The sequence below is a fragment of the Enterobacter sp. Taxon_2 genome (assembly GCF_058355295.1).
Window position 1 is genome coordinate 4,026,900 of sequence record NZ_CM178024.1, and the last position, 26,923, is coordinate 4,053,822.

21 protein-coding genes, 1 tRNA gene and 1 pseudogene are annotated in these 26,923 nt (G+C 55.6%); 8 read left to right on the top strand and 15 right to left on the bottom strand.

The genetic code is table 11. The annotated features are described in order from the left end of the window. Window positions 1-108 precede the first annotated feature (108 nt). The 4 genes from mutY to AC4IC4_RS19105 all read left to right on the top strand — a co-directional run bounded on the left by mutY (window position 109) and on the right by AC4IC4_RS19105 (window position 4,096). Window positions 109-1,161, top strand: a complete 1,053-nt coding sequence (mutY, locus tag AC4IC4_RS19090; RefSeq protein WP_175557797.1) for an A/G-specific adenine glycosylase — start codon at window positions 109-111, stop codon at window positions 1,159-1,161. A gap of 26 nt (window positions 1,162-1,187) precedes the next feature. Next, on the top strand, window positions 1,188-1,460 hold the full coding sequence (locus AC4IC4_RS19095; RefSeq protein WP_023309138.1) for an oxidative damage protection protein: 273 nt from the start codon (window positions 1,188-1,190) through the stop codon (window positions 1,458-1,460). An 84-nt stretch (window positions 1,461-1,544) separates the two neighbouring features. Next, window positions 1,545-2,621, top strand: a complete 1,077-nt coding sequence (gene mltC, locus AC4IC4_RS19100; protein WP_024906549.1) for a membrane-bound lytic murein transglycosylase MltC — start codon at window positions 1,545-1,547, stop codon at window positions 2,619-2,621. A 218-nt stretch (window positions 2,622-2,839) separates the two neighbouring features. Next, entirely contained in the window at window positions 2,840-4,096 is a 1,257-nt protein-coding gene (locus AC4IC4_RS19105; protein WP_008499767.1) for a nucleoside permease, read from the top strand. Between the two features lie 80 nt (window positions 4,097-4,176). On the opposite strand, the gene citG is transcribed toward AC4IC4_RS19105, so the two are convergent. The 8 genes from citG to AC4IC4_RS19145 are packed head-to-tail and all read right to left on the bottom strand — an operon-like array spanning window position 4,177 to window position 11,485. Then, on the bottom strand, window positions 4,177-4,980 hold the full coding sequence (gene citG, locus AC4IC4_RS19110; RefSeq protein WP_491471698.1) for a triphosphoribosyl-dephospho-CoA synthase CitG: 804 nt from the start codon (window positions 4,978-4,980) through the stop codon (window positions 4,177-4,179). Continuing rightward, window positions 4,958-5,497, bottom strand: a complete 540-nt coding sequence (gene citX / locus AC4IC4_RS19115) for a citrate lyase holo-[acyl-carrier protein] synthase (protein WP_024906547.1) — start codon at window positions 5,495-5,497, stop codon at window positions 4,958-4,960. Before citX ends, citG begins: the two co-directional genes overlap by 23 nt. After that, on the bottom strand, window positions 5,494-7,017 hold the full coding sequence (citF, locus tag AC4IC4_RS19120) for a citrate lyase subunit alpha (protein ID WP_491471699.1): 1,524 nt from the start codon (window positions 7,015-7,017) through the stop codon (window positions 5,494-5,496). Before citF ends, citX begins: the two co-directional genes overlap by 4 nt. 10 nt (window positions 7,018-7,027) lie before the next feature. Continuing rightward, window positions 7,028-7,903, bottom strand: a complete 876-nt coding sequence (gene citE / locus AC4IC4_RS19125) for a citrate (pro-3S)-lyase subunit beta (protein ID WP_216357817.1) — start codon at window positions 7,901-7,903, stop codon at window positions 7,028-7,030. Further along, window positions 7,900-8,193, bottom strand: a complete 294-nt coding sequence (gene citD / locus AC4IC4_RS19130) for a citrate lyase acyl carrier protein (protein ID WP_491471700.1) — start codon at window positions 8,191-8,193, stop codon at window positions 7,900-7,902. Before citD ends, citE begins: the two co-directional genes overlap by 4 nt. A gap of 16 nt (window positions 8,194-8,209) precedes the next feature. Then, a complete protein-coding gene (gene citC, locus AC4IC4_RS19135; RefSeq protein WP_491471701.1) occupies window positions 8,210-9,232 on the bottom strand; it encodes a [citrate (pro-3S)-lyase] ligase in 1,023 nt (340 codons plus the stop codon). 10 nt (window positions 9,233-9,242) lie between these two features. Further along, window positions 9,243-10,106: a fumarylacetoacetate hydrolase family protein gene (locus AC4IC4_RS19140; protein ID WP_491471702.1), complete on the bottom strand. Its 864-nt coding sequence runs from the start codon at window positions 10,104-10,106 to the stop codon at window positions 9,243-9,245. Between the two features lie 17 nt (window positions 10,107-10,123). Then, window positions 10,124-11,485, bottom strand: coding sequence for a 2-hydroxycarboxylate transporter family protein (locus tag AC4IC4_RS19145; protein ID WP_032650157.1), 1,362 nt, complete (start codon window positions 11,483-11,485; stop codon window positions 10,124-10,126). A gap of 345 nt (window positions 11,486-11,830) precedes the next feature. Here AC4IC4_RS19145 and AC4IC4_RS19150 point away from each other — a divergent pair, with 345 nt between their 5' ends. Beyond that, window positions 11,831-13,456 (top strand): ATP-binding protein, encoded by a 1,626-nt coding sequence (locus AC4IC4_RS19150; RefSeq protein ID WP_491471703.1) that lies wholly within the window; start codon window positions 11,831-11,833, stop codon window positions 13,454-13,456. Beyond that, entirely contained in the window at window positions 13,446-14,138 is a 693-nt protein-coding gene (locus AC4IC4_RS19155; protein WP_491471704.1) for a response regulator, read from the top strand. The genes AC4IC4_RS19150 and AC4IC4_RS19155 overlap by 11 nt, the downstream gene beginning before the upstream one ends. An 88-nt stretch (window positions 14,139-14,226) precedes the next feature. On the opposite strand, the gene AC4IC4_RS19160 is transcribed toward AC4IC4_RS19155, so the two are convergent. Further along, window positions 14,227-16,362: an ornithine decarboxylase gene (locus tag AC4IC4_RS19160; RefSeq protein ID WP_491471705.1), complete on the bottom strand. Its 2,136-nt coding sequence runs from the start codon at window positions 16,360-16,362 to the stop codon at window positions 14,227-14,229. Window positions 16,363-16,543: 181 nt separating this feature from the next. Between AC4IC4_RS19160 and AC4IC4_RS19165 the strand changes: the two genes are divergently transcribed. Together AC4IC4_RS19165 and AC4IC4_RS19170 are read left to right on the top strand one after the other, a co-directional pair. Then, window positions 16,544-17,260 carry a DUF554 domain-containing protein gene (locus tag AC4IC4_RS19165; RefSeq protein WP_491471706.1) on the top strand — a complete coding sequence of 239 codons (717 nt, stop codon included), beginning with the start codon at window positions 16,544-16,546 and terminating at the stop codon, window positions 17,258-17,260. 95 nt (window positions 17,261-17,355) lie between these two features. Then, window positions 17,356-17,431 (top strand) — tRNA-Phe (locus tag AC4IC4_RS19170). A 498-nt stretch (window positions 17,432-17,929) separates the two neighbouring features. Here the strand turns inward: AC4IC4_RS19170 and AC4IC4_RS19175 are convergent. The 6 genes and pseudogenes from AC4IC4_RS19175 to AC4IC4_RS19200 all read right to left on the bottom strand — a co-directional run bounded on the left by AC4IC4_RS19175 (window position 17,930) and on the right by AC4IC4_RS19200 (window position 26,743). Further along, window positions 17,930-19,960: an RNA/DNA-binding domain-containing protein gene (locus AC4IC4_RS19175; RefSeq protein WP_491471707.1), complete on the bottom strand. Its 2,031-nt coding sequence runs from the start codon at window positions 19,958-19,960 to the stop codon at window positions 17,930-17,932. Window positions 19,961-20,058: 98 nt separating this feature from the next. Beyond that, complete coding sequence (locus AC4IC4_RS19180) at window positions 20,059-21,207, bottom strand: DUF3322 domain-containing protein (RefSeq protein WP_491471708.1); 1,149 nt, start codon at window positions 21,205-21,207, stop codon at window positions 20,059-20,061. After that, window positions 21,208-22,554 carry an SbcC/MukB-like Walker B domain-containing protein gene (locus tag AC4IC4_RS19185; protein WP_491472839.1) on the bottom strand — a complete coding sequence of 449 codons (1,347 nt, stop codon included), beginning with the start codon at window positions 22,552-22,554 and terminating at the stop codon, window positions 21,208-21,210. 1,785 nt (window positions 22,555-24,339) lie between these two features. Then, a pseudogene (locus AC4IC4_RS19190) lies at window positions 24,340-24,495 on the bottom strand (ATP-binding protein); the annotation flags it as partial. Next, complete coding sequence (locus tag AC4IC4_RS19195) at window positions 24,492-25,241, bottom strand: DUF4194 domain-containing protein (protein WP_491471709.1); 750 nt, start codon at window positions 25,239-25,241, stop codon at window positions 24,492-24,494. The pseudogene AC4IC4_RS19190 and the gene AC4IC4_RS19195, both read right to left, overlap by 4 nt. Before the next feature lie 5 nt (window positions 25,242-25,246). Next, entirely contained in the window at window positions 25,247-26,743 is a 1,497-nt protein-coding gene (locus AC4IC4_RS19200) for a DUF3375 domain-containing protein (protein WP_491471710.1), read from the bottom strand. Window positions 26,744-26,923: the final 180 nt, after the last annotated feature.

The following is a 26,923-nucleotide window of genomic DNA, read 5'->3' on the forward strand; positions in this document are numbered from 1 at the left end:
GGGCATTATCCAAAGTTAAGGCTTCTATGCAAGCATGGGAAAGATCCGGTTTACAGCAGATTGACGCTGTGCTGCAATCTGCGTCCCTGATTATGCGAATCGATGACCATGCAAGCCTCTCAATTTTCAGCCCAGGTGCTGGACTGGTACGACAAATACGGGCGTAAAACCCTGCCCTGGCAAATTGAAAAAACGCCTTACAAAGTATGGCTCTCCGAGGTGATGTTGCAACAAACGCAGGTCGCCACGGTGATTCCTTACTTCGAGCGTTTTATGGCGCGCTTCCCGACGGTCACCGATCTGGCCAACGCCCCGCTGGACGAGGTTCTGCACCTGTGGACCGGTCTTGGCTATTACGCCCGCGCGCGTAACCTTCACAAGGCCGCACAGCAGGTCGCCACGCGCCACAACGGGAAATTCCCGGAAACCTTCGACGAGGTTGCCGATCTCCCCGGCGTCGGACGCTCAACCGCAGGTGCGATTCTTTCCCTGTCGTTAGGCAAGCATTTCCCGATCCTCGACGGCAACGTAAAGCGCGTGCTGGCACGCTGCTACGCCGTCGACGGCTGGCCGGGGAAGAAGGACGTTGAAAAACGTCTTTGGGAAATTAGTGAAGCGGTCACCCCAGCCAACGGCGTCGAGCGTTTCAACCAGGCGATGATGGATCTCGGCGCCATGGTCTGCACGCGCTCAAAACCAAAATGCGAACTCTGCCCGGTGAATACTCTCTGCGTGGCGTATGCCAACCATTCCTGGGCGCAGTATCCGGGTAAGAAACCCAAACAGACGCTGCCGGAGCGCACCGGCTATATGCTGCTGATGCAGCACGGCGACGAGGTCTTCCTGGCCCAGCGTCCGCCGAGCGGCCTGTGGGGTGGTCTATACTGCTTCCCACAGTTTGAAGATGAAGACTTGCTGCGTGAATGGCTTAAAAAGCGCGGGATTGCTGCCGATAACCTGACGCAGCTGACCGCGTTTCGCCATACCTTCAGCCATTTCCACCTGGATATTGTACCCATGTGGCTTCCCGTGTCGTCATTTGCCTCGTGCATGGATGAAGGCACCGCTCTCTGGTATAACTTAGCGCAACCGCCATCAGTCGGACTGGCGGCTCCCGTGGAGCGCCTGTTACAGCAATTACGTGCCGGTGCAATGGTTTAGCATCGACAAGAAAAAGAGGAATGAGTATGGCCAGAACGATTTTTTGTACTTTCCTGCAGCGTGACGCTGAGGGCCAAGATTTCCAGCTTTATCCGGGCGACCTGGGTAAACGCATCTACAATGAAATCTCCAAAGAAGCCTGGGGACAGTGGCAGAAAAAGCAGACCATGCTGATCAACGAGAAGAAACTCAGCATGATGAACCCGGAACACCGCAAGCTGCTGGAGCAGGAGATGGTGAGCTTCCTGTTCGAAGGTAAAGACGTGCACATCGAAGGCTATACGCCACCGGAAAAATAATATCGAGCGGCTGTTGCCGGGTGGCGCTGCGCTTACCCGGCCTACAGCAACGACTAAGCAAACACAACACGCACTCCCGGAATGATGAAAAAACTTTTAGCGCTAGCCCTTGTTGCGCCGTTGCTTGTCTCGTGTTCGTCAAAAAAAGGCGAAGATTACAACGAAGCCTGGATCAAGGACACCAACGGTTTTGACATTTTGATGGGGCAGTTTGCCCACAACATCGAGAACATATGGGGATTTAACGAAGTTCTTATTGCCGGACCCAAGGACTACGTTAAGTACACCGACGCCTATTTGACCCGTAGCCACATCAACTTTGATGAGGGTACGATCACGATTGAGACCATTGCAGGCACTGACCCTGCAGCGCGCTTACGTCAGGCCATTATCAAAACCCTGCTGATGGGTGACGATCCGGGATCTATCGATCTCTACTCCGATGCCGACGATATTACGATCTCGAAAGAGCCGTTCCTGTACGGTCAGGTTGTCGATCAGACCGGCCAGCCGATCCGCTGGGAAGGTCGCGCCACGAAATTTGCCGACTACCTGCTGCAGACACGCCTGAAAAGCCGCTCTAACGGTCTGAAGATCATCTACAGCGTCACCATCAACCTCGTCCCGAACCACCTCGACAAGCGTGCGCATAAGTACATTGGGATGGTGCGTCAGGCCTCACGTAAGTACGGCGTGGATGAGTCGCTGATCCTGGCGATTATGCAGACCGAATCGTCGTTTAACCCGTATGCGGTAAGCCGTTCCGACGCCCTGGGGCTGATGCAGGTGGTGCAGCACAGCGCCGGGAAAGACGTCTTCCGCGCGCAGGGGAAATCCGGCACGCCGAGCCGCAGCTATCTGTTCGACCCGCAGAGCAACATTGATACCGGCACGGCCTACCTGGCGATGCTGAACAATGTGTACCTGGGTGGAATTGATAACCCAACGTCGCGCCGCTATGCGGTGATCACCGCCTATAACGGCGGCGCGGGCAGCGTGCTGCGCGTCTTCTCGAATGACAAAGTGCAGGCCGCGAACATCATCAACAGCATGGCGCCGGGGGATGTTTACTCCACCCTCACCACCCGCCACCCTTCTGCGGAATCCCGCCGGTACCTGTATAAGGTGAATACGGCACAGAAAAACTATCGTCGCCGGTGATCGGCACACCTTCTCCTGCAAGGAGAAGGTGTTCTGCTTCCCCCCACCCATACGAAAATGTTATTTGCTTCACAATCCAAACTGCAAATTAATGTGGATTGCATTTTTTTGCGGGAGGTAACAAAACATATCGTTGCCAACTGATAGAATTGCATCAAATAACAACCCTGAATGTTCCTATAACAACATATCTCCCGCTCACTTGTGAGGAAAGTAACATGAACCTTAAGCTGCAGCTTAAAATATTGTCGTTTCTGCAGTTCTGCCTGTGGGGTAGCTGGCTGACTACACTCGGCTCCTATATGTTTGTGACGCTCAAGTTCGACGGTGCGTCAATCGGTGCCGTATACAGCTCGCTCGGTATTGCGGCGGTCTTCATGCCAACGCTGCTGGGGATCGTGGCGGATAAATGGCTAAGCGCCAAATGGCTGTACATGCTTTGCCATCTGGTGGGCGCGGGGACGCTGTTTATGGCAGCCCAGGTGACCACGCCGGGAGCAATGTTCATGGTGATCCTGCTTAACTCGCTGGCCTATATGCCAACGCTTGGGCTGATCAACACCATCTCCTACTACCGCCTGAAATCCGCGGATATGGATATCGTGACCGATTTCCCGCCAATCCGTATCTGGGGCACCATCGGCTTTATCATGGCGATGTGGGGCGTGAGCTTCGCGGGCTTCGAACTGAGCCATATGCAGCTCTATATCGGTGCAGCGCTCTCCGTGCTGCTGGCGATCTTCACCCTGACGCTGCCAACCATTCCGGTGTCTAACCAGCAGAAAAACCAGAGCTGGAGCACCATGCTCGGCCTGGACGCCTTCGCGCTGTTCAAAAACAAACGCATGGCGATCTTCTTCATCTTCTCCATGCTGCTGGGCGCGGAGCTGCAGATCACCAACATGTTCGGCAACACCTTCCTGCACAGCTTCGATAACAATCCGCTGTTCTCCGGCAGCTTTATCGTTGAACATGCGTCGGTGATGATGTCCATCTCTCAGATCTCTGAGACGCTGTTCATCCTGACCATCCCGTTCTTCCTGAGCCGCTACGGCATCAAGAACGTCATGCTGATCAGTATCGCGGCATGGATGTTGCGCTTCGGTCTGTTCGCCTACGGCGACCCAAGCCCGTTCGGCACCGTGCTGCTGGTGCTGTCGATGATCGTTTACGGCTGCGCCTTCGACTTCTTCAACATCTCCGGTTCGGTGTTTGTGGAAAAAGAGGTGAAGCCTGAAATCCGCGCCAGCGCGCAGGGTATGTTCCTGATGATGACCAACGGCTTCGGCTGTATTCTGGGCGGCGTGGTGAGCGGTAAAGTGGTTGAGATGTACACCACCAACGGTATCACCAACTGGCAGCCTGTATGGCTGATCTTCGCGGCGTACTCGCTGGTGCTGTTCTTCGCGTTCATCGCGCTGTTCAAGTACAAGCACGTACGTGAACCACACGGTGCGCAGCCGATCGCGCATTGATTGTTGTGCCCGGTGACGCTAACGCTTACCGGGCCTACAAAACCAGACCGTAGGCCGGGTAAGGCGAAGCCGCCACCCGGCTATTTTATTGCAGACAGCACCCATCCCACCGACAGCAAATCCGCACTGCCGCCCGGACTCAGATTGCGTTCAATCAATGCGTTATCCATCCTAAGCAACGCCTCGCGATCCCAGCCGTTAGCCAGCAGTTCCCGCGCATAGCCCTGAACGTAGCGCAGCCCTTCCATGCCGCCGCGAGACACAAGATTGCTGTCCTGATTGACGGCCATCAGGCGTAACAGCAGGCCGTGAAGTGAATGTCCGTTCCACTGCGCCAGCGCCTTACGCACCGTCGCAAAGCCGCTCTCCGCCTCACCGCGCGCACCGGTTAAGCCGTACTGCTGGAACTGTCGCTCGCCAGCCGTCGCCTGTCCGCTGCGTGCGGCCAGCTCCCGCGACACCAGCCCGCGGCAGATGTTACTCACCTCACAACAGAGGCTGTCTGCGGAGATATTTTTCACACGTCCGGCGGCGAAGCACAGTAAACCCAGGGCAAAAATCCCGCCTTTGTGCGTGTTCACCCCGTTCGTCGCGGCATACATCGCCTGCTCGCAGGCCAGCCCCATCGGGCGGAGAAACCGTATCTGTTCGCCAGCGGGTTTATCCGCATGCGCGCTGCCCAGCTCGGCAAAGCGCGAAAACCACGGCGTAATCGCCGCAATGCTGCGGACGAACAGCGCGTAGTCCATATCCCGATGGGAACCGTTGTTGAGCGTGTCCACCAGCCCCGGCTTGGGCGTCAGCTCCAGCTCCTGCCACAGCGCCGCTTCGGCAAGCGCGGGCACGTCAACCGGGCGCGGTTTAGTCGCGAGCAAACCAGTCATCGATCGTCTTCTCCACGCGGGAAACCACCTGCTCAACGGGGTGGTTACGCGAACGGGAACAGGCATGAGCGGGCGCGTCGCAGATCAGGCAGCGCCTGAGATTCGCCCCCAGCGACTGACGCCCGACATGGCCATGCTGAGGGCAGATCACGTCCAGATCCCACAGCCTGCCGAGCGGGTGCGTCTGCTCCAGATCCGTACAGTGCGCTTTGATTTCCACCGCCGGATGGGCCACGCACCAGAGGGCTTCTGGCCCTGTCGGGAGCCACAGTACCTGGCGATCCAGCACCTGCCAGCGGTTTTCCCACAGCAGCTGGTCGCACATCTGCAGCGCCACGCCCATGGTATTGCGATAGCGCAGGCTGTCCTTGATTTCCCCTGGCGTGACCAGCGTGAGGGAAATCACCGGTTGTTGATAGTGCTCAAGCATGTCAGCCTGGCGCGCTGCGCGGCGCTCTTTCGCCGCCAGCAGTTCGTCAAGGCTGACACCCGCCCGCACGGGTGTCGCTAAAGTCATTCTTCCTCCTTCACCTGTCGCACGGTGTCGATCACGCTGCCGTCGCGATAGCGGATCACCCCGACGATTTTGTCGGTAAACTCAATCGGTTTCGGGACGCCGGTCAGGGAGATCGCCCGCTCATACAGCGCGTTGATATCCACAACCTTCAGCCCGGCTTCCAGCAGCCGCTCGCGGATCTCCGGGCGCGCCGGGTTGACCGCGATGCCGTGATCGGTAACCAGCACGTCGATGCTTTCGCCCGGCGTGAGGCGCGTGGTAACCCGCTTCACCACCGTCGGAATGCGGCTGCGCAGCAGCGGGGCAACGACGATGGTCAGGTTCGCCGCGGCGGCCACGTCGCAGTGCCCACCGGACGCGCCGCGCATCACGCCGTCGGAGCCGGTGATGACGTTGACGTTGAACTCGACGTCGATTTCCAGGGCGCTGAGGATCACCACGTCGAGCTGGTCGCAGCTTGCCGCCTTGCTGCCCGGGTTGGCGTAGACGTTAGTGGAGATCTCCACGTGGTTCGGGTTACGCGCCAGCGAGGCCGCCGCCTGGCCGTCAAAGCACTGGGTATCGAGCAGCTTTTCGATGAGCCCCTTCTCGTGCAGATCCACCAGGCTGCCGGTGATGCCGCCGAGCGCAAAGCGCGCCTTCACGCCGCTGCGCTCCATCTTCTCTTCCATAAAGCGGGTGCAGGCCGTGGCCGCCGCGCCGGAGCCGGTCTGCATCGAGAAGCCCGGTTTGAAGTAGCCGGAGTGTTCAATGACGTCCGCCGCATAGCGGGCGATCATCAGCTCGCGCGGGTTGCTGGTGACGCGCGCCGCGCCGACGCTGATTTTCGCCGGGTCGCCCACGCTTTCAACCTGTACGATGTAGTCCACCTGGTCCTGCACCAGGCTGGCGGGCATATTGGGGAACGGCACCAGCTCTTCAGTCAGCAGCACCACCTTGCGGGCAAAGTGGGCGTCCACCATCGCGTAACCGAGCGAACCGCAGCACGATTTGCCGTGCGTCCCGTTGGCGTTGCCAAACTCATCGCTGCACGGCACGCCGAGAAACGCCACGTCGATATTCAGCTCGCCGTCCTGGAGCAGCTTCACGCGCCCGCCGTGGGAGTGAATTTGCACCGGCTCGTCCATCAACCCGTGGGAGATGGCGTCCGCCAGCCTGCCGCGCATGCCGGAGGTGTAAATCCGGGTGATGACGCCGCTTTCGATATGCTCGATCAGCGCATCGTTGCAGGTCATCAGCGAGCTGGAGGCCAGCGTCAGGTTTTTGAAGCCCATCCGCGCCAGCAGCCCCACGACGGTGTTGATCACCCGGTCGCCTTCGCGAAACGCATGGTGGAAGGAGATGGTCATCCCGTCCTGCAGGCCGCAGCGCTTAACCGCCTCTTCAACAGAGGCGCAGAGCTTGCGGCTGTGCTTCGCGTCGCTGTCCGCCAGCCACGGCGTGGCGCTGTGGGCGGTATCGAAGGGTTTTAGGTCCCGCAGATGGGGAAAATTCACATGGAGAAGTTCAGTCTGATTCATTGTCTTATCCTTACCGACGCACGCCGGAGGCTGCCGCGCGCTCCAGAACCACCTGCGCGTGGTTAATAATCGGTGCATCCACCATTTTGCCGTTGAGCGACACCACGCCCAGGCCGTTACGCTCGCCCTCTTCCGCCGCCTCAATCACCCTTCTGGCGTGATCCACCTCTTCCTGCGTCGGGGCGTAAGCGTTGTGCAGCAGATCAATCTGACGCGGGTTGATCAGCGATTTGCCGTTGAAGCCCATCTTGCGGATCAGATCGACCTCGCGCAGGAAACCGGCCTCGTCGTTAACGTCTGACCACACCACGTCGAAGGCGTCGATACCGGCAGCGCGGGCGGCGTGCAGCACGGCGCAGCGGGCGTAGAACAGCTCGGTGCCGTCGCCGCGCTCGGTCTGCATGTCCATCACGTAGTCAAAGGCGGCCAGCGCAATGCCGATGAGGCGCGGAGAACTGCGGGCAATCGCCACGGCGTTAATGACGCCAACGGCCGACTCAATCGCCGCCATCACGCGGGTGGATCCGACCTCGCGGCCGCACGCCTGCTCGATGCGCTCGAGGTGGCCTTCCAGCTCGTAGATATCGTCCGGCGTGTCGGTTTTTGGCAGGCGGATCACGTCCACGCCGGCCCGCACGGCGGCTTCCAGATCCAGCAGGCCAAACGGCGTGCTGAGCGGGTTAATGCGCACCACGGTTTCGATATCCTGATACATCGGGTGCTGCAGCGCGTGAAACACCAGCATGCGCGCGGTATCCTTCTCGCGCAGGGCAACGGCGTCCTCAAGGTCAAACATGATGGAGTCGGGACGGTAGATAAAGGCGGTGGAGAGCATGGCGGCGTTGGCGCCCGGCAGGAACAGCATGCTGCGGCGGAGTTTGCTCATTTCAGCGCCCCCCAGTTGATGGACTGTTCATCGGCGGCACGCATCAGCGCGCTTTGCAGACGGGCGCGAATCACACAGTCCAGCGCCCCTTTGTCTTCAATAATGATTAACCCCTGGTGCACGTTCATGGCGCGCAACGTGTCGTTGACCACCTGGCGAATTTGCTCGCCAAACTGCTTAATCACTTCACTGTGGATGACTATCTCCAGCTCGCCGTGAGCGGGAGCGATTTTCACCATCAGGTCGCTGGACTCCTGCGTTCCGGCCAGCGCCTCCCTTACAATTTTCATGATAAATTCCTGGTAGTTAAGCGACTTCCGCACTCGCACGGTAATGCGTTTCGAGATGCGCGAAGGTGGAGTCCGGGACAATCTCCCGGATCCGGGAAAACTGCTGTGTCTTCAGTAATCGGCGCACTTCGGACGCCGATATGGCGTTGCCGGTGGCCTTGATGCGCGGCATCTCCACCACCTCGATATGCGAGGCCAGCAGGTCGTGCAGCGTCTGGTTGTACTGGCGGGTGATATCGCAGAACGGCTCCGAGCCGATGAAGCGGTGCGTGATGCCGAGCGCCGGGGCGATAAAGTCCCGGAAGATCAGCACGTCAATCTCGCTCCACGCCTGCTGCACTTTGCCGGTCTCCTTCAGGAAGTAGGCCGGAAACGTGGCGCGAGAGATGATGTACTGCGAGCCTTCATGCACCACCACGTTGGGCAGATGCGCCACGCCCGCGCGCACCATCTCAAGGCGCGCGCTGAACGGGAAGAACGACGCGTCTTCACGCACCACGAACAGGTGCAGGGCGTCGCACTGCGCCGCCGCCTGCTCCACCAGATGGCGGTGGCCGAGGGTGAACGGATTGGCGTTCATCACGATGGCGCCAATCTTCTCCCCGCACTTGCGGTTCGCGCGCAGAGAGCGGCAGTAGCGCTCGATCCCCTGCGGGGTGTTCTCCATCAGCACGGCATTGTTCCCGCTCTGGGCAATCGGCCAGAAGCCGCTGCGGGCAAAGCGCTCCCGGTTGCACGGACGGGTGCAAAGGAAGAGGTGAAAATGGCCGCGCTCCAGCGCCGCATGTTCCACCTCTGCCAGCAGCCGCGCGCTGAGGTTCTCGCCGCGAAGCTGCTCGTTGACCGCCACGCACTTGATGACGTTGGCGGCAAGCCCTGCGCAACCCACCAGCTGCGGGCCTGACCAGGCTTCGACAAACAGCGTGATGTCGTTGTCCAGGCCAAGGCCGCTGTCTGCCAGCAGGTAACGGATCTGGCTTAAGCGTTCCGGATGCTTCGCCACGAGGGTGTGGCGAAAATCGATGGGTTGACTGTTCATGCCGCCTTACTCAGTGTGCCGCCGCAAGCCCGACGGCTGGCGCTTCCACGATCACGTTGCTCAGATGACCGATATGCTCGATCTCCACCTCAATGCGGTCGCCCTCTTTCATAAACAGCGGTGGGTTACGCTTTTTACCCACGCCGCCCGGGGATCCGGTGATGATCACATCGCCCGGGCTTAAGCGGGTAAAGGTGCTGATGTACTCAATCAGCTCCGCAACCTTGTGGATCATGCTGCTGGTGTTGTCTTCCTGCACCATGCGGCCGTTCAGCCAGGTGCGGATTGCAAGCCTGTGCGGATCCGGGATCTCGTCCGCCGTTGCCATCCACGGGCCGAACGCGCCGGTCTGACGCCAGTTTTTACCGGCGGTAAACCAGGTGTGCTGCCAGTCGCGGGCGGAGCCGTCCATATAGCAGCTGTAGCCCGCCACGTGGCGCAGGGCGTCATCACGGCTGATGTTCTCCCCGCCTTTACCGATGATCACCGCCAGCTCGCCTTCGTAGTCGAATTCGCTGGAGTGGCGCGGCTTCAGCACCGGCTCGTTGTGGCCGGTCTGTGAATCCGGGAAGCGGACAAACAGCGTTGGGGCCGGGTTGTGCTGGTCAAACTCCTTGCGCTTGTCGGCGTAGTTCATGCCCACGCAGAGGATTTTTTCCGGCTGCTCAATCACCGGTAAGAAGGTGATGGCGCTCATCGGCACGTCCACAGCATCGTTCAGGTAGGGGGTGGCCTGTGCCAGCCCGTTGCCCTGCAGCAGCGCTTTGAGGTCACTGTAGCGGTCGCCCAGACGGCGGCCTAAATCAATCACGCCGTCGACCTGGACGATGCCGTAGCTGCGTTTTCCCTGGTATAAAAAGCTTGCGAGTTTCATTGTTCTTTCCTGAAAACTTAAACGAGGAAGTTGCCCAGAATCAGCAGTGAGACAGAGACGTTAATCGCGCCGCCGATACGGGTAGCAATCTGGGCGAACGGCATCAGGCTCATGCGGTTGCCTGCGGTCAGGATCGCCACGTCGCCGGTACCGCCCTGGCCGCTCTGGCAGCAGGAGACGATGGCGACATCAATCGGGTGCATACCAATCTTTTTGCCGACGAAGAAGCCGGTGGCGACCAGTGCAGAAACGGTGCTGACAATCACCAGCAGGTTGCTGACGGTGAACGCCGCCACCAGTTCATGCCACGGGGTGATGGCCACGCCAACGGCGAAGAGGATCGGGTAGGTCACAGAAGTCTGGAAGAATTTGTACACCACCTGAGAACCTTCCAGCAGGCGTGGAGAGGCGCCGTTGCAGAGCTTAACCAGCACCGCCATAAACAGCATGCCGACCGGAGCAGGCAGGCCAATCAGCTTGTGGCCGAGCATGCCCAGCATGTAGAGCAGCACCGCCAGCAGCGCGCCAGAGGCGATAGTGGTCACATCCGCTTTGCCGGAGAACGCAGGCTGAGAGACGGTGGTATCGGCATTGGCGCGGTTAGGCATCAGCTGGCCTTCACCGGTCAGGTGCGGGAAGCGTTTACCGAGCTGGTTCAGGCAGCCGGAGATGATGATCGCCGTCAGACCGCCGAGCATCACCATCGGCAGCACGCGGCCGAGCGCCACGCCCTGGTCCATGTGCAGTAAAGTGGCATAGCCGATGGAAAGCGGGATCGCCCCTTCCCCGACGCCGCCCGCCATAATAGGCAGAATGATAAAGAAGAAGATCTGGAACGGCTCAAGACCCAGCGCCAGGCCGACGCCCATCCCCACCAGCATGCCGACGATTTCGCCGCACAGCATCGGGAAGAAGATGCGCAGGAAGCCCTGAATCAGCACCGTGCGGTTCATGCTCATGATGCTGCCGACAATAATGCAGCAGATATAGAGATAGAGAATGTTGGTGGATTTGTAGAACTTGGTGGTGGACTCAACCACCACGTCCGGCAGCAGGCCGTAATAGACCAGCGCGGAAGGGATAAAGGTGGCGCAAATCGCCGCCGCACCGAGCTTGCCGACAATCGGCAGGCGTTTGCCAAACTCGCCGCAGGCAAAGCCAAAGAAGGCCAGCGTTGCCACCATCACCACGATATCGCTCGGCAGTTTTCCGCCCAGGCAATCAATCGCGATCAGCGCGCCCGCCAGAACGAACAGCGGCAGAGGAATAATCCCGATTTTCCAGGTATCCATAATATGCCACCAGCGCTCTTTGAGCGAAGGTCGCTGAATTTCAATCGGGTCGTGGGTAACAGAGAAAGAATCGTCAGTTGTGCTCATAATAAGCCCCTTGGTTATTTTGTGCGTTCAGCTTAGAGTCACAAAGGCTTACTTTATGTGAGGAATGGCATATTAAAAGCGAAGTTTTAATGGCAGCTATGGTTTTAATGGTTTCTTTTATTTAATGTGATTTATACCTTATTTATTAGCGTGGTTTTTATGGTTTCTTTTACGAATTGAACAAACAAATAACATTTGTTCATGCAGCCAGAGGCACGCCAGACTTTAGGATAACGCTTTTACAGCGCCCGCTGTGCAAGGGATCACAAGTTTTCGGCAAAGCGGACGTCCGCGCGAAAAAAGATGATATATTGGCGATCTTTGCTGCTACCTCGCGTGATAGTTATGAAAGTCTCTTTCCAGATCAAGTTGTTTATTTCGCTGGTTGCCTTTTTCTCAGTACTTTTTGCGTTACTGGGCGGATATTATTATGCCGACGTCGGGAAACAGCTATATCAGGAAATGAGTACGCGAGCCAAAATACAGGCTGAGGAGATTGCGCTTATTCCGACATTGCGTAATGAAGTTGAACAAAAAAATATCAGCGCCATCCATGATTTTATGCAGAAGATTTCTGCGCACAGTGACGCCAGCTTTATTGTGATTGGTGATAATAAGGGTCAGCATCTTTTTCACTCCGTCTTTGCCGACAGAGTGGGCACAACCCTGGTTGGCGGAGACAACGAAGCCGTATTGCAGGGTAAAAGCACCACCACCATTCGCAAAGGCGGGTTGGGTATTTCGCTGCGCAGTAAGGCCCCCATCTTCAACGCTGCCGGACAGGTGGTCGGCATTGTTTCGGTCGGCTATCTCACCAGCTACCTGGACACCATTACCGTCAGTAAGGTGGTCAATATCCTGATTGCCGCCGTGCTGCTGCTAATCGCTCTCTTTATCTTCTCCTGGTTCTTTACCCGCAGCATCAAGAAGCAGATCTTCTCTCTTGAGCCGCGAGAAATCGGGTTGCTGGTGCGCCAGCAGAAGGCGCTAATGGAGTCTATTTATGAAGGGGTGATTGCCATTGACGATCGGCGGCGGATTGAGGTGATCAACCAGGCGGCGCGCAAGCTGCTGGGTCTGAGCCAGCCGGCCCGGGAGCTGCGCGGGCAGCTGATAAGCCAGGTTATCGATCCGGTCCCGTTCTTCGACACGCAGACGATGCTGGCGAAAGATACCCATGACGAGATTTGCCGTTTTAACGATCTCACGGTAATTGCCAGCCGGGTGCACATCATGCTTGAGGGGTCGCTGCAGGGGTGGGTGATCACCTTCCGCGATCGCAACGAAATCGACTCGCTGAGCGCCCAGCTCAGCCAGGTAAAACGCTATGTCGATAACCTGCGTATTATGCGCCATGAGCAGTTAAACCGAATGACCACGCTCTCCGGCCTGCTGCATATGGGCCGCTATGAGGAAGCCATTGGCTACATTCAGGCGCAGTCGGAGCATGCCCAGGAGCTGCTGGACTTTATCTCTTCGCGCTTCAGCTCTCCGACCCTGTGCGGCCTGCTGCTGGGGAAAGCCGCCCGTGCGCGGGAGAAAGGCGTCGAGCTGTGCTTCGACCCGGCCTGTCAGCTGGACAAACCGTTCCTGCCGCTGGGGGAACAAGAGCTGATTTCAATTATTGGCAACCTGCTGGATAACGCCATCGAAGCGACACAGCGATCGCCGCTTCCCCATGCGCCGGTAGAAGTGCTGATAAAACTCAGCGACCAGGAGCTGATTATTGAAGTCGCCGACCAGGGCGTTGGCATTACACCGGAGATCCGTGACCGGATCTTTGAACGCGGCATCACCACCAAAACACGCGGCGATCATGGGATTGGCCTGTATCTGATCGAAAGCTATGTCACACAGGCTGGCGGCGCGATAGAAGTTGCCGATAATACCCCGCGCGGCGCCATTTTCTCCTTGTTTATCCCGGCCACGGGAACCGCCCGGCAACTGGAAGACACCGACTATGCAACATGAACTTATCGACGTACTGATTGTTGAAGACGAGAACGAACTGGCGCAACTGCACGCGGAGCTGATAAGCAAACATCCGCGACTGAGGCTGGTGGGCATTGCCTCGTCGCTGGCTGCGGCTCAGGCAGAACTTGCAAACAAACAGCCGCAGCTGGTGCTGCTGGATAACTATCTGCCAGACGGCAAAGGGATCTCGCTGATCAATAACCCCATGCTGGCCCGCGCCAACTGCTCGGTGATTTTTATTACCGCCGCCAGCGATATGGACACCTGCAGCCAGGCGATCCGCAACGGCGCGTTCGACTACATCCTCAAACCCGTCTCCTGGAAGCGGCTCAGCCAGTCGCTGGAGCGGTTTGTGCAGTTTGCCGAACAGCAGCGGGTCTGGAAGATTGTCGACCAGCAGAACGTGGATTCGCTGTATCAGCTACAGGCGAAAAACTACCGCCAGGACAACGGCAGCAAGGGTATTGAGGAGAATACGCTGGCGCGGGTGCAGTCGCTGTTTAACGACAAGGCAACCCACTGCTTTACCGTGGATGAGGTGGTGAGCGAAACGGGATTAAGCAAAACCACCACCCGGCGCTATCTGGAACACTGCGTGGAGGCGGGTTTTCTGACGGTGGAGATGCTGTACGGTAAGATTGGGCATCCGAGGAGGATGTACCGCCGCGCGGAAGCCTGACGCACTATTGTAGGCCCGGTAAGCTTGCGCCACCGGGCAAATCGCCGGGTGGCGCTAACGCTTACCCGGCCTACGTTCGAGGTAGGGTCTACTTTAAAACATACCCATACAGCCGCTTGATCCCGTCAGCATCCTTCTCGCTGTAAACCCCCTGCAGCTCCGGCGAGAAGCCCGGCAGCAGGTTGATCCCTTCCTCCAGCGCCAGGAAGTAACGCTGCACCGCCCCGCCCCAGACTTCACCCGGCACCACGCACAGCACGCCCGGCGGATAGGGCAGCGCTCCTTCGGCCGCAATTCGCCCTTCGGCATCCCGTATGCGAACCAGCTCCACCTCTCCGCGAATATACGCCTGATTGGCATCCTGCGGGTTCATCACCACCTCCGGCAGGCTCTCCTTGCGGAACATCGCCTTCTGCAGATCCTTGACGTCAAAGCTGACGTAGAGATCGTGCATCTCCTGGCACAGCTGGCGAAGGGTGTAATCCCGGTAGCGCACCGGGTATTTCTGGAAGATCGTCGGCAGCACGTCCGCCAGCGGCGTGTCGTCTTCAATATGCTGTTCAAACTGGCCCAGCATCGCCACCAGCTGCGCCAGCTTCTCGCTGCTTTCGGCAGGCGTCAGCAGGAACAGGATCGAGTTGAGGTCGCATTTCTCCGGCACGATGCCGTTTTCGCGCAGGTAGTGCGCCAGAATCGTCGCCGGGATCCCGAAATCGGTGTACTCCCCGGTTTCGGCATCGATACCCGGCGTGGTCAGCAGCAGCTTGCACGGGTCGACAAAGTACTGCTCATGAGCATAGCCCTCAAACCCGTGCCATTTGGCCCCCGGCTCAAAGCTGAAGAAGCGCAGCTCGCTGGCGATGGCGTGCGTCGGATGATCCTGCCACGGCCGCCCCGCCACCACCGGTGGGATAAACGGTTTGATCATATGACAGTTGGCAATGATCGCCTTACGCGCCTCAATCCCCAGCTCAACGCACTCGGCCCACAGCCTGCGCCCGCTTTCCCCTTCGTGGATCTTGGCATTCACATCCAGCGCGGCGAACAGCGGGTAAAACGGGCTGGTGGAGGCATGCAGCATAAAGGCGTTGTTCAGCCGCTTGTGCGGGCAGAAACGCGCCTGGCCGCGGATGTGGTTATCCTTTTTATGGATCTGCGACGTTTGTGAGAAACCGGCCTGCTGTTTGTGCACCGACTGGGTCACAAAAATGCCCGGATCGTTCTCGTTCAGCTCCAGCAACAGCGGGGACGTTTCCGCCATCATGGGAATAAATTGCTCGTAGCCCACCCATGCTGAGTCAAAGAGGATGTAGTCGCACAGATGACCGATCTTATCGATCACCTGACGGGCGTTGTAGATCGTCCCGTCGTAGGTGCCGAGCTGAATGATCGCCAGACGGAACGGACGCGCCTCGTCGGCTTTCTCCGGCGCCGCCTCGCGGATCAGGTCCCGCAGATACGCATCATCAAAGCAGTGCTCGTCAATCCCGCCAATAAAGCCAAACGGGTTACGCGCGGCCTCCAGATAAACCGGCGTGGCGCCCGCCTGGATCAGCGCCCCGTGGTGGTTAGATTTATGGTTGTTGCGGTCGAACAGCACCAGATCGCCGCGGGTGAGCAGCGCGTTGGTCACTACCTTGTTGGCCGCCGACGTTCCGTTCAGCACGAAATAGGTTTTATCAGCGTTGAACACTTTCGCCGCGAACTTTTGCGCATGCTTGGCGGACCCTTCGTGGATCAGCAGATCGCCCAGCTTCACGTCGGCATTACACATGTCGGCGCGAAACACGTTCTCACCGAAGAAATCATAGAACTGCCGCCCTGCCGGGTGTTTTTTGAAAAAGGCGCCGTGCTGGTGTCCCGGGCAGGCGAAAGTGCTGTTGCCCATCTCCACATACTGGCTCAGAGTGTCGAAAAACGGCGGCAGCAGGTTCTCTTCGTAACGGCTGGCAGCGGTCTCCAGTTCCAGAAACTCCTGAGCTTTACCCGATATAACCGCGGTGGCGCAGTCGGGTACGTCCGTTGCCTCCTGAGAGAAAATAAACACCGGTAGCTGAAAGCCCGTACGTTTCAGCAGTGCAAGAATGCCGCTGCGACTTTCAGCTGGTGTGATGACGACGGCCGCCACATCGGTAAAATCAGTGCTGTCCAGCATCACCTTTTCGCGGTGCGTAGACACAGTGGAGACCAGCTCGCGGCTGACGGCAATTTTCATGGTTTTCATAGGCGCAGTTACCCTCACCGAGCGGTGAGACAGGGAGGAGAAAATTCGCGCAATAATGTCACCTTTTATTTTGAGGTGCAAGAAGGAATCAGTATGCACGAAACCACCCAAAGCTAAGGCTCGCGCAGGCCTGACGTGCCATAATAATGCAATATCAATGATTAAATAACAGGAGTTAACTTTGGTTATCGGGCCATTTATCAACGCAGGCGCCGTATTGCTGGGCGGCGTACTCGGCGCCGTGCTGAGCCAGCGGTTGCCGGAGCGGATTCGCACCTCCATGCCCTCGATATTCGGCCTGGCATCGTTAGGGATCGGTATTCTTTTAGTCATCAAATGCGCCAACCTGCCGGTGATGGTGCTGGCCACCCTGCTCGGCGCGCTGATTGGCGAGTTCTGCTATCTGGAAAAAGGCATTAACGGCGCGGTGAGTAAAGCCAAAAACCTGATTGCCCGACCGGGCGGCAAGGCGAAACACGGCACGCACGAGACGTTTATTCAGAACTATGTCGCCATCATTATTCTGTTTTGCGCCAGCGGCACCGGGATTTTCGGTTCGATGCAGGAAGGGATGACGGGCGACCCGAGCATTTTGATTGCAAAAGCGTTTCTTGATTTCTTCACCGCCACTATTTTTGCCACCACGCTCGGCATTGCCGTGGCGGCGATTTGCGTCCCGATGCTGCTGATCCAGCTGGCACTGGCTACCTGCGCCACGTTAATTCTCCCGCTCACTACGCCGGCGATGATGGCAGACTTTACCGCCGTCGGCGGCCTGCTGCTGCTGGCTACCGGGCTGCGCATCTGTGGGATTAAGATGTTTGCCGTGGTGAACATGCTGCCCGCACTGCTGCTCGCCATGCCGCTCTCCGCGCTCTGGACGCATTTTTTCGCTTAAGGATGCGGCGAAATGGTGAGAGATTGCGCAGTCTGTAACGAAAACAACATTTTTCGTTGACGCCACCGGGCAGATCGGGTTTAATGCGCCCCGTTGCCCGGATAGCTCAGTCGGTAGAGCAGGGGATTGAAAATCCCCGTGTCCTTGGTTCGATTCCGAGTCCGGGCACCACTTCTTCAGAAAACCCGCCCTCGTGGCGGGTTTTTGCTTTTGCGCTAGTCCAGTCCTTCAATGCCTCCTCTCTTTTATTGTTAGACAACGCGGTGCTTTTAGCGCGTCGGCGTAATATTCCACGACTTCATACAGCAAATCGCTGGCAGCAGGCTGACGCAGAAAAGAACGTATCGTGTTAAATCTCAGGTCTCCGTCGCAATGTTCTGCGACCTGATGTTTGCAGAGGTATGCATCGATAACGGATCAACCGTCCTAATAGCAGGCGCTTCTTTCAGGTTGCAAAGCGTTGGACGCTGTCAATGACAGCATGGAGCAGGAGGAAGACTATGCCAGTGCCAATGGTACAGAAAGGAAAAACTTTTTTGCGTTAACAAGGATTTTTACGAGCCTGGACTGGCGCGCTTCGCTTATCTTCCCCCTATTTTCTGGCATCAAAGCCATCAGAAGCTCGGGAGAGACTTCAGGCTTACGGTAACGGAAGGACCAGATAAAGCATTAAACCGCGCTATACCCCTGCTTTGGGTCATTCTTATACTGCGGAAACGCCAGTTTAAGCTCCCCTTTCTCAACCAGCGGTTTTAAGTACTGCTGACGCAGCGCGTTAGGGTTACGACAAAGGATCTGCCCCAGCGCAGCAACGGAAATATACTGCCCCTGGCACACATTCAGGATCACACTCTTCATCAGCTCTTTATCCCCCAGACGCAGCCTTTCACGCGGAACCACGGCTAAAGTAAACAGCGAATCCCGGAAATCCTCGGTGAGCTTGTCAACATCATCAATATAGGGTCTGTCCATAAAGCGGTTAAGCAAACGCCCATACTCATCCCGCGACGTGGGTTGGTCGCCCCCGGTGTTATAAGTGAAGTTTTCCTCGTTATGTGTGGACCTCTGCTCGTTATATGTGGAGCTCCCCTCGTTATGTGTGGACCTCTGCTCGTTATATGCGGAGTGCCCCTCGTTATGTGTGGAGCTCGCAACCGTACCTAACGAGAAAACCTCATCCGGCGTCATGACCGATACGCCGGGCAAGGTGTAATATTTGCTTTTCTGCTCCCCCCCAGCGACCAGAAAACCTTTACTTTCCAGACGTGGAAGCGTCAACGTGACTTCGCGGGAATGACGGGTTGTTAACTGGCAGGCGCGTTCATGATTGACCCAGCCTTCAATCGCCGCTGTTGCAATAATCACCTGTTCAAAATCATCAAGCTGATCGAAGGTTTCACTAAACCGCTGATGCAAATCATCCAGAACATGCTGCGGGATCAGGCTAGCCGTAGAAAGCTCTAATAGCGTCTGGGCTGGAAATGTTTTTTCCCAAAGTTTGGGAGTTCGCCAGTTAGCCGATTTCCAACCACTGAAGATCTTTGGCATCCCTGAACCTGCTTTCTCACCCAGACCAATCAGCAAAAACATCTGATGTAGCAATCTGTTGCGGCAATCACTGACGCCGCCCGCGATCACCTCCTCCAGCGGCAGACGCATCAAGCCGGGATTACGAAAGCCAAACATGTCGGGACGTTTGACAATAAGAATAGAAACCCGATCGGTAAAATCAGCATGTACCAGCGTGTTGACCAGCGCTTCACGCAGTGCGATATGTACTGGCGTATCCGTTCTGCGCTGCCCCTCTTCAAGCATAAAGGGGACTTTAAGATCGGCGACCAGCTTTTGGTATACCTTGCGATAAAAATCAAACAAGTTCCCTGACCACGTACCGTCCGGACATACCCGATCCACCCAACGCAGCTCCGTTTTAGCTTCGGGGCGTTCCTGGTAATCCACCATGTAGTTAGGCGCTGCGGCAATAATCGCATCCCATTTACCAAACATGAGAACGCCAGCTAGCGTTATGCCCTCTTTTCCGGTTTCCCTGTCTTTACGCCATCCACCAACCATTTTAAATAGTTCAAACGGCTCACAGGCCAGATAAGGATGCTGCGGGTTATTTGCTGATAGCAGATTGCGATAGACTTTCAGACTGTCCAGATCGATATCGTCCTGAAAAGTGTAGTGCTCAGAAAGCACTTCATTATCGCGGCTGTCGTGGATCTGCTCTGCAAGCATCCGCTTGACGGTCATATCATCACAAACGCGATCGCCTTCGTGCAGACGTTGATAGGTGTTACCAAATGGGGATTTTTTCAGGTGAACCGGCTTTTGTTTGCGCATCGCCTGTGGAATATGGATCGCCAGAACGTCCGTTCCATGCAAAGAGACCTGTTGCACATCGTTTTCTGATTTCAGCACATTCGCACTGACCCGATCGCGATCGTTTAACTGATTAAACAGATCGGTCTTAATCTTTTCGGGATCAACAATACCCACTGGTGTAAATTTTCCAGCCTGTTCTTTTACACCGAGAACTACCCAACCACCCCGACCATTTGCCATTGCGGAATAGGTGGGCCAGAAGTCTTTCGGTAACTCACCTTTGCCGTCTTTCCCCCCTGCCAGCTTGAACTCTACCTGTTCCGACTCGACAAGGGTTTGCAGATCTATAATGTCTTTTATTTGCAAAGGCATAGAGGTTCCTCTGGCTGAAAAATATTCGGCTTTATCATACCGCATCTACCGAATATCCGGTAGGTTGATAAGGGTACTGACGGATCCTTCAGCCTTATTTATAATCCTTTCTGCCACATGAGCAGCGCCTCTTCAACTCTCCCCTTAGGCAAAAATTCCTGCTCCAGTCGACCACGCGGTAAGCAAGTTAAGTAGCGATAAAAATCGGCCTCTTCATTTAGCAAGCCATCGGGTATTGCTTCCTGTGCTTTTACCGGTTCAGAAACGGCGCTGTGGCTGGCGTATTGCTCAAACAACTCACGATTCATGAGCAGAACATCAAGCGTAGGACGACAGCACCTGGCTCTCGCCAGCATCAGTAGCCCCCAACTGTCCATGTCCCCCCAATAAGCCACGCGTTTTTCATTCAGAACAGAGCTGGATAACCATTGCACGTCAAGGCCGCACCCTAAGATCGCGATAGTATCAGGTAACGCTGGAAGTTGATGCAGGCACTGTTCATTTTCAATCACCAGCACACGCGACGCGGGCAATGTCGTTTCCGCCAGTTCCGCCGTCGTCACCCGGCATTTTTTAAAAGGGAGCAATCCGGGCGATAATGGCACAACCAAAACCCAGTGGCTGGACTCATCAAAAGCATCAAGAAAGGTGGTTAACCCCTGCTCGCTGGCTTCGCCGGAAAAACGCACGTCCAGCAGTCGGGTTAATAATGAAATATTATTCTCAATAAATTTGGTATCTACCCCTTGCCCGGAAAGCAGTCTTAGCGGCAGCCCTTTTGCGCAGCCCGGTTCTAATCTGCTGGCCAGCCTGGCAGCGCTAATGATGTCCTGCGAGCCTTTGTTCCGCCAGAGCGAACGATGGCTGACCAACAGCGGATGAAAAATGGGAGCAACCTGCTCAATAATTCCCTCCAGCATGCGAAATTCCCGGCTTACCGTCGCATCTGCCGCTGCGTTGATCCAGTCAGAAGGGCCATTCATGATCCAGCGCAACGGCATTGATACCGGTCCGTCGCTCGCCCGATAACTTACCTCTTCCCATTCCACACGCCCAACCGCGACTTGCCGCCATAACTGCACGTGTTGTAAAACGCGCTGAGGCTGCTCTGCGAATATTTTCGCGGGAGGTTTGCCAATGGACAGACAGAGCGGCCAGTTACCGGGTGGAAGTAAACGCTCAGCCCGGAGCTTTGCATTATCCCACTGCCGGGCAAGCTTTATACGCAGTTCATCAGGAGAATACACTTACGCGTCCTCCCGTCGTCGGGAGTGTTGTTCAAGCTCTTCCCAGCTCAGCGAAGCCATATTTGAATCCTGACCGCGCCGGTGGACGACAATCGCCGACCGGGTATGGTCACGCAGCAGGCGCATTTCCTTATTGGGGGTGATAAATACGGCATGTAAGCCAAATTCTCTAAGCGCGGCAATGATCCTGCCCGCCACAGCATGAGAGCTGCGGGAGAAAGCTTCATCAAGGACAATGGTGCCGAAAAGCGGATAACGGCTCCCCGCAGGACAAAGCGCATAGCTGAGTGATGCGGTCAACACGTAAGACGCGATAATCTCTTTTTCTCCACCGCTGCCGCCCTGCGATCCAGTACGCGACTCAATCACGCTTTTGCTCTGGCGATCCATCACCGACACGGCGAACTCCAGACGGAAACGGGGATCCAGCAGCGCCTTCGCCCCCAGGGTACGATTTCGTTCACAGGCATCCCGCAGTTGCGCCACCAGCACCTGCAAAGCCTTATAATGGCTCTCGCCGTTATCATCAACAAACCGGGCGGCATTCAGCTGACGCTGTGCTTTTTCAAGCGTGCGCAGGCTTTCATGAACAACTTTTTTGGTATCCAGACGCAGGTAGCGACCCGGCTGAAAATCGACCCTGAACATGGTTTCATTGAGTTCGTTGAGGCGTTCCTCAATCACCAGCACCTCATGATCGATGTGGCTGAGCAGTTGTGTTACCCCGTCGTCAGATGAGCGATTCAGATAATCAAGGAAACGGTTGAGCTTTTCCGGCAGGGCTTCTTCAGTCAGTTCCTTCAAACGTTGTAAAAAGACAGGAATATCGCCCAAATCAGCCCCTGCCTCCACGAGCGCCCCGGTATCCACTCTTTTGGCTTCAGACATACGTTTGGTCAACTCAAGGCTCAGTCGGTGCAGTTCACCTTTAACAGCCTCAATGTCTTGCTGAATACCCCGCTCATGTTGACGTTCCAGATCCCGAATGTCGGGCAGTTGCTCCAGAGCAACCGTCGGAAAATGTGACGCGCACAATTCTTGCTCTTCATCCCGCATACCTTGTTGCGCGGTTTGCTGAACCTTACGTTCTGCAGTCCGGGCAAAGGTGAGCTCCGTATCCAGCCCGTTAGTGACTTTATTGGCGGCTCTGAGTTGCTTATCAAGTTCAAATTCAGCAGCTTGAGCCTCATCAAGCTTTGCTTTCGCTACACTGGCGTCAGAATCAGGGCGGAGCAGATTCTCCAGCCGCGCCTTAAGCGCATCCAGCTGGTTCTTTGCGCCGGGAACATCGATGCTATCGTAAGCAATTTGTTGTATTTTTTGGAATAAAATGGCCTGGTTTTGCAAAAGCCCCACCTCGCCTTTCGCAAATTCAAATGCCTCGTTTGAAGCTTTAAGCCGCTCCTGGAGCACGGCAATTTCTTTGGCAAGGAAGTTCAGTCGATCGCGGTTATCGAATCCCGTTAGCCAATCCTCATCAAGGCGTTTCTGATCCTGCTTGTCATAGAAACGTTGTTTACCAGACATTAATCCCTGTACCGTCATAGCGTGAGGTGTGTCACGCAGTTGTTCAGGGCTGTCAACACAATGCCTGTCGCTTTCGGCCAATAATACTTTGACGGCCTCTCGCCAAGGATGATCTTTCCACAACAGCTTGCGGGTAAAACCATCATCAAAAAATCTGGCTGGAAAGTGCGGTAATTTGACCTCCAGTAGCCGTACATGCAGATGATTGTTACGCTGGTTTACCCAGCGCAGCGCTTCCTGTAAAGATTCAGGCGCAACCAGAATACGCAGCCTGTTACTCCCGACCGCGCGCTCAATCGCACCGCGCCATTGCGCCTCTTCCGGTTTAACCTGTATCAGCTCAGCGACGAAGGGCAATTCAGATTCATCGACGTTTAGCGCTTTTGCCAGTTCGCTGCGAAACGCCTGATAATGTGCGGGAAGGTTAGAGTCCGGACGACGCGCGATTTCTGCGCGTTCAGTTTCCCGTTCACGCAGTTCAACGGTGATGCTATGGCTGAGTGCACCCTTTTGATACGTCTCTTCTTGCTTCAGCTTTATATCATCAGCAAGCTTTTCACATCTGATCCCGGCGTGATGCTTATTCACCTCCAGCTGTCGCTGACTCAGGTCAGGCGGTAATTCAAGATTACGGGTCAGCTGTTGATACTGGCGTGCCAGAATCTCCCGGCTGCTGAACGTTTTTTGCCATTCATTGATACGCTCGTTCAGTTCATCAATATTGGCGCCGCCTACCTGGAGATAGCGCTGCAAGCAGTCAGTAACCACTCTTTTCTGCAACTCTAGTCGTGACTGGATTTGTTCTTCACCGGTCTGCGCCTCACCAAGCTCGGCTTCAAGAAGGCTGATCTTCTCACGCCACAGCTGGCTCGCCTGTCGTGCAAACCAGATGGGTAATAGTGATTCCAGCATCTGCCCGTCTGCAAGGATGCGTTCTTGCTTCTGGTACTTATCCCAACTCAGGGCGACAGGTTGCAATGACTGCTGCTGTTTACGCGCCGTTTCCAGTTCCTGATGGATTTCTGTCAGGCCATCAAAACTATTGGCGACTTCCGTCGCGCGATCAAAGGCGGAGTGATCGTCCAGTACCAGCTCGCGAAAAATCTCATCAATACTGTTGAGTTGTTTCAACCCTGCCGCCCGATTTAACAGCGTAAATGCGTTTTCCCCCACTTCGAAGAAGTCCCGCAGGCGCGCCAGGTACTGCTTTTTATTCGGGTATGTCCAGATCCCGATCGCTTCTTTTTCCATTTGCCGGAGCAAACGTGTGCCGCCTTCATGATAAACGTTCAGCCAATGCTCCAGCGTCTGCTCGGAGCTATCGCTGAAAAGCCAAAGCCTTTTCATATCCGTCACGCTGGAACTGGTAGCATCAAACCACAACAGCGCGCCCAGACGTACCTGCTGCCCTTCACGCTCCAGCGTAGCAGCAATACCAGTCACAGTTTTTCCCGGTCTGGCAATGTGCGATTGACCCTCTCCGCCATCGCCTGGTCCGGAGACACCACGGACGTAAGAGATAAGATCCCTGTCGCTTTCATGCCCCCCGGTTGAGGCCAGGTTGTAGCGGGGATTGGCGCAGAGTAGCGTCATTAAGGCATCGACAAGCGTCGTTTTTCCACTCCCGGTTGGGCCAATAACGGCAGTACCTTCCTGATGGATTACTGCCTGATGCAATCCATGAAAACCGCCCCAGTTGAATAACTCGATACGAGTAAGAATAAAAGATTCCTTTCCAGCCAGACGCGCTATTTGATTCATACGTCCTCCTCACTACTTCCGTTTTCTGACGAATCATCTATGGAGGTTTGTTGAGCAATTTGTTCCCTCAGCCATGCCAGTAATGCCTGAAGATTCATCGGGTCCGCAAGATGAGCAATAATCGGACGAATCACGATCCGCTCATGCGCATCCGGCGACGTGACCAGCCCATGCCCCTTTAATTGATCCAGCAAGGTAAGCAACCGGGTGCGTTCTTTTGATTCACTCCCCGGATCGCCAAGGTAAATCTGGAGCTGAGGGAGGAGATCGTCTATAGCAATCTGTGCCTGGCTGGCGCCCGTTCCACTTTCCTGCTCCCAGGCAACAAAATGCTGGCGTAGTATGGCAACTAACAACGACTGTTCAAGGTTAAGTCGCTGCCGTCTCACCAGAGGGTGGGACCATTCATCCTGCTCCGGCGTTTCGTCAAGCCTGACTTTGACATACAGCAGGCCGCGGATCTCATCAATGCCAATATCCAGATCGAGAGGTTCAAGAATGCGAATCACCTCTTCAGGATGGGTCAGTACAACGCGGTACAGATTAGGTTTACTGACCTCTTCCAGCAGGCCGTATTTGAGCAATTCCTGAGTCGCTTCGCGTATTTTTTTCAGCGTTCGCATTTCGCTACTGATTGTACATTCTTCAACCAACTCATCAGTAATTTCTTCGTCCGATGTTTCTGGTTCACTAACTGTATTTGCAGCAACGCTTCGGCTAATCAGTTTGTCAAAAAATCCCGCCATGCCTGTTACTCCCAATCAATATCCATTAATGCCTGGCTTTCCAGACCGGTAGTGGGCAGATTAAATCGCCAGCGACGACCTTCCCCATCACTCAGTTCAGCAAATTCGCGATGTGAATCAATAACCTCAATGCCCGCTTCTCTCGCCATGCCAATCCAGACGGTAAACGTTTCAAGATCGTGAACCGGGGGCAACAGCGCCGCCAATTCAGCCAGGCCAATGGGGCGATTTTCTTTTGCCAGAAGCAGCAGCGTCTGCTGAATCAACGCCTCACGATCGAGGCCGTTGAAAGCGTCCCAAAAATCATCACCAATCTGCGTTAAATCCGCCGCATGATTACTGAGATCCAACGTTTGTTCCGCTTCATCATCCACCTCTTTAAACCGTAAACGTTCAATCGCAGGGACGCCCGTTACCGCTACGCCAACAGCAGGAAGCGGAACCTCTTGTTTGCGAACAGTCTGGCGCTGCCAGTCGAGTTTTAACGCCTGATTTAGAAATTCGTTAAGCAGATGACCAACACGGTGATGTTCAGCAGCAAGCCCGGTTTTCATAAAACCACGGACATCGCGCTCGCTTCGGGCGCGAGCCTGGAGAACGGTTTGCGATTCATCGACCAGGCGTTTTACCAGCCAGCGTAAATCATGACGCTGGAGACGGTTAAGCGCATCGGAAGCAGACGGATGGCTAAGGATCACACGTAGCCTTTCACTCATCGCCTTAAGTTCAGAGGATTGACGGAGTTGCTGCTGAAAACTGTCGAAAACTCTTCCTTCGGGAGTATTAAGCAACGCCTCCTGATCGTTGAGCAAACGTTCTACTATATCGCCGCGATGATACTGCTCACCAATAATGGATTGCCGAAGCGCACGGTCGGCCTCGCGCCAGGAGTCTTCAACACGACGAAAGTCAGCCCTCAGGCTGGAAGCTAAGTTGAAGACCTCTCGAATATGTTCAACCGCCTGATGCGTTTCCAGCACCTCAATATGCCCGGCTTCGGCTTCCTGTAATTCACGTTCCAGTTCGGCAATACGACGACGTAAGGTTGAAACCCGGTTTGCCGGATTAGGATTAAGCCGGGTTTCCAGGTTTTCAATTTCTCGCTGTACTGTGGACAGACGGGAAGCCGTAGAGGTCATGAAACGATTATCCAGCGACTCAACAAACGTAATCGCGACCTCAAGCGCATCGGTAGCAAATACACGGCCATCCCGTTCGACAATTAAACGACGTCTAATCCATTCCCGCAGTTCACGGCTGGCCTGAAGAGAGGGATTGTCCTGATTAATGTCATACTGTTCCTGACTCACGTGCTCAACAAGAATGCCGGTAAGAGACTGAATCGCTTCCTCAAGGGGGATACCATCATGTGATTTTTCGAAGAGCGTTTTCAGGCAGCTCAATACCAGCGGGGCACGGCGGGTGGCAAGAAGTATCCAGGCTGGATGCTGGTTTTTTGCTAAGATATATTTTTCCGTACGCTGCCTTATGTTTTCGTCCATGTAGCAGAGCCTTCTAAGGGTAGATTAGATTGCAAAGACCATGATAATTTGCCGCCACAGACTTTCTATCCAGCAACCAGACTTACTTACCATCTGATTTTTATCATATTATTTTCGAAAGCAACTCTTCCTGGTCTCCAGAAAAAATATCGGAATTTGCATACTACACGTTCAGCTTAA

Excerpts from the sequence above, each read along its gene's own strand:
- mutY (WP_175557797.1), top strand. The coding sequence starts at position 109 with ATGCAAGCCTCTCAATTTTCAGCCCAGGTGCTGGACTGGTACGACAAA.
- AC4IC4_RS19095 (WP_023309138.1), top strand. The coding sequence starts at position 1,188 with ATGGCCAGAACGATTTTTTGTACTTTCCTGCAGCGTGACGCTGAGGGC.
- mltC (WP_024906549.1), top strand. The coding sequence starts at position 1,545 with ATGAAAAAACTTTTAGCGCTAGCCCTTGTTGCGCCGTTGCTTGTCTCG.
- AC4IC4_RS19105 (WP_008499767.1), top strand. The coding sequence starts at position 2,840 with ATGAACCTTAAGCTGCAGCTTAAAATATTGTCGTTTCTGCAGTTCTGC.
- citG (WP_491471698.1), bottom strand. The coding sequence starts at position 4,980 with ATGACTGGTTTGCTCGCGACTAAACCGCGCCCGGTTGACGTGCCCGCG.
- citX (WP_024906547.1), bottom strand. The coding sequence starts at position 5,497 with ATGACTTTAGCGACACCCGTGCGGGCGGGTGTCAGCCTTGACGAACTG.
- citF (WP_491471699.1), bottom strand. The coding sequence starts at position 7,017 with ATGAATCAGACTGAACTTCTCCATGTGAATTTTCCCCATCTGCGGGAC.
- citE (WP_216357817.1), bottom strand. The coding sequence starts at position 7,903 with ATGAGCAAACTCCGCCGCAGCATGCTGTTCCTGCCGGGCGCCAACGCC.
- citD (WP_491471700.1), bottom strand. The coding sequence starts at position 8,193 with ATGAAAATTGTAAGGGAGGCGCTGGCCGGAACGCAGGAGTCCAGCGAC.
- citC (WP_491471701.1), bottom strand. The coding sequence starts at position 9,232 with ATGAACAGTCAACCCATCGATTTTCGCCACACCCTCGTGGCGAAGCAT.
- AC4IC4_RS19140 (WP_491471702.1), bottom strand. The coding sequence starts at position 10,106 with ATGAAACTCGCAAGCTTTTTATACCAGGGAAAACGCAGCTACGGCATC.
- AC4IC4_RS19145 (WP_032650157.1), bottom strand. The coding sequence starts at position 11,485 with ATGAGCACAACTGACGATTCTTTCTCTGTTACCCACGACCCGATTGAA.
- AC4IC4_RS19150 (WP_491471703.1), top strand. The coding sequence starts at position 11,831 with ATGAAAGTCTCTTTCCAGATCAAGTTGTTTATTTCGCTGGTTGCCTTT.
- AC4IC4_RS19155 (WP_491471704.1), top strand. The coding sequence starts at position 13,446 with ATGCAACATGAACTTATCGACGTACTGATTGTTGAAGACGAGAACGAA.
- AC4IC4_RS19160 (WP_491471705.1), bottom strand. The coding sequence starts at position 16,362 with ATGAAAACCATGAAAATTGCCGTCAGCCGCGAGCTGGTCTCCACTGTG.
- AC4IC4_RS19175 (WP_491471707.1), bottom strand. The coding sequence starts at position 19,960 with ATGCCTTTGCAAATAAAAGACATTATAGATCTGCAAACCCTTGTCGAG.
- AC4IC4_RS19195 (WP_491471709.1), bottom strand. The coding sequence starts at position 25,241 with ATGGCGGGATTTTTTGACAAACTGATTAGCCGAAGCGTTGCTGCAAAT.
- AC4IC4_RS19200 (WP_491471710.1), bottom strand. The coding sequence starts at position 26,743 with ATGGACGAAAACATAAGGCAGCGTACGGAAAAATATATCTTAGCAAAA.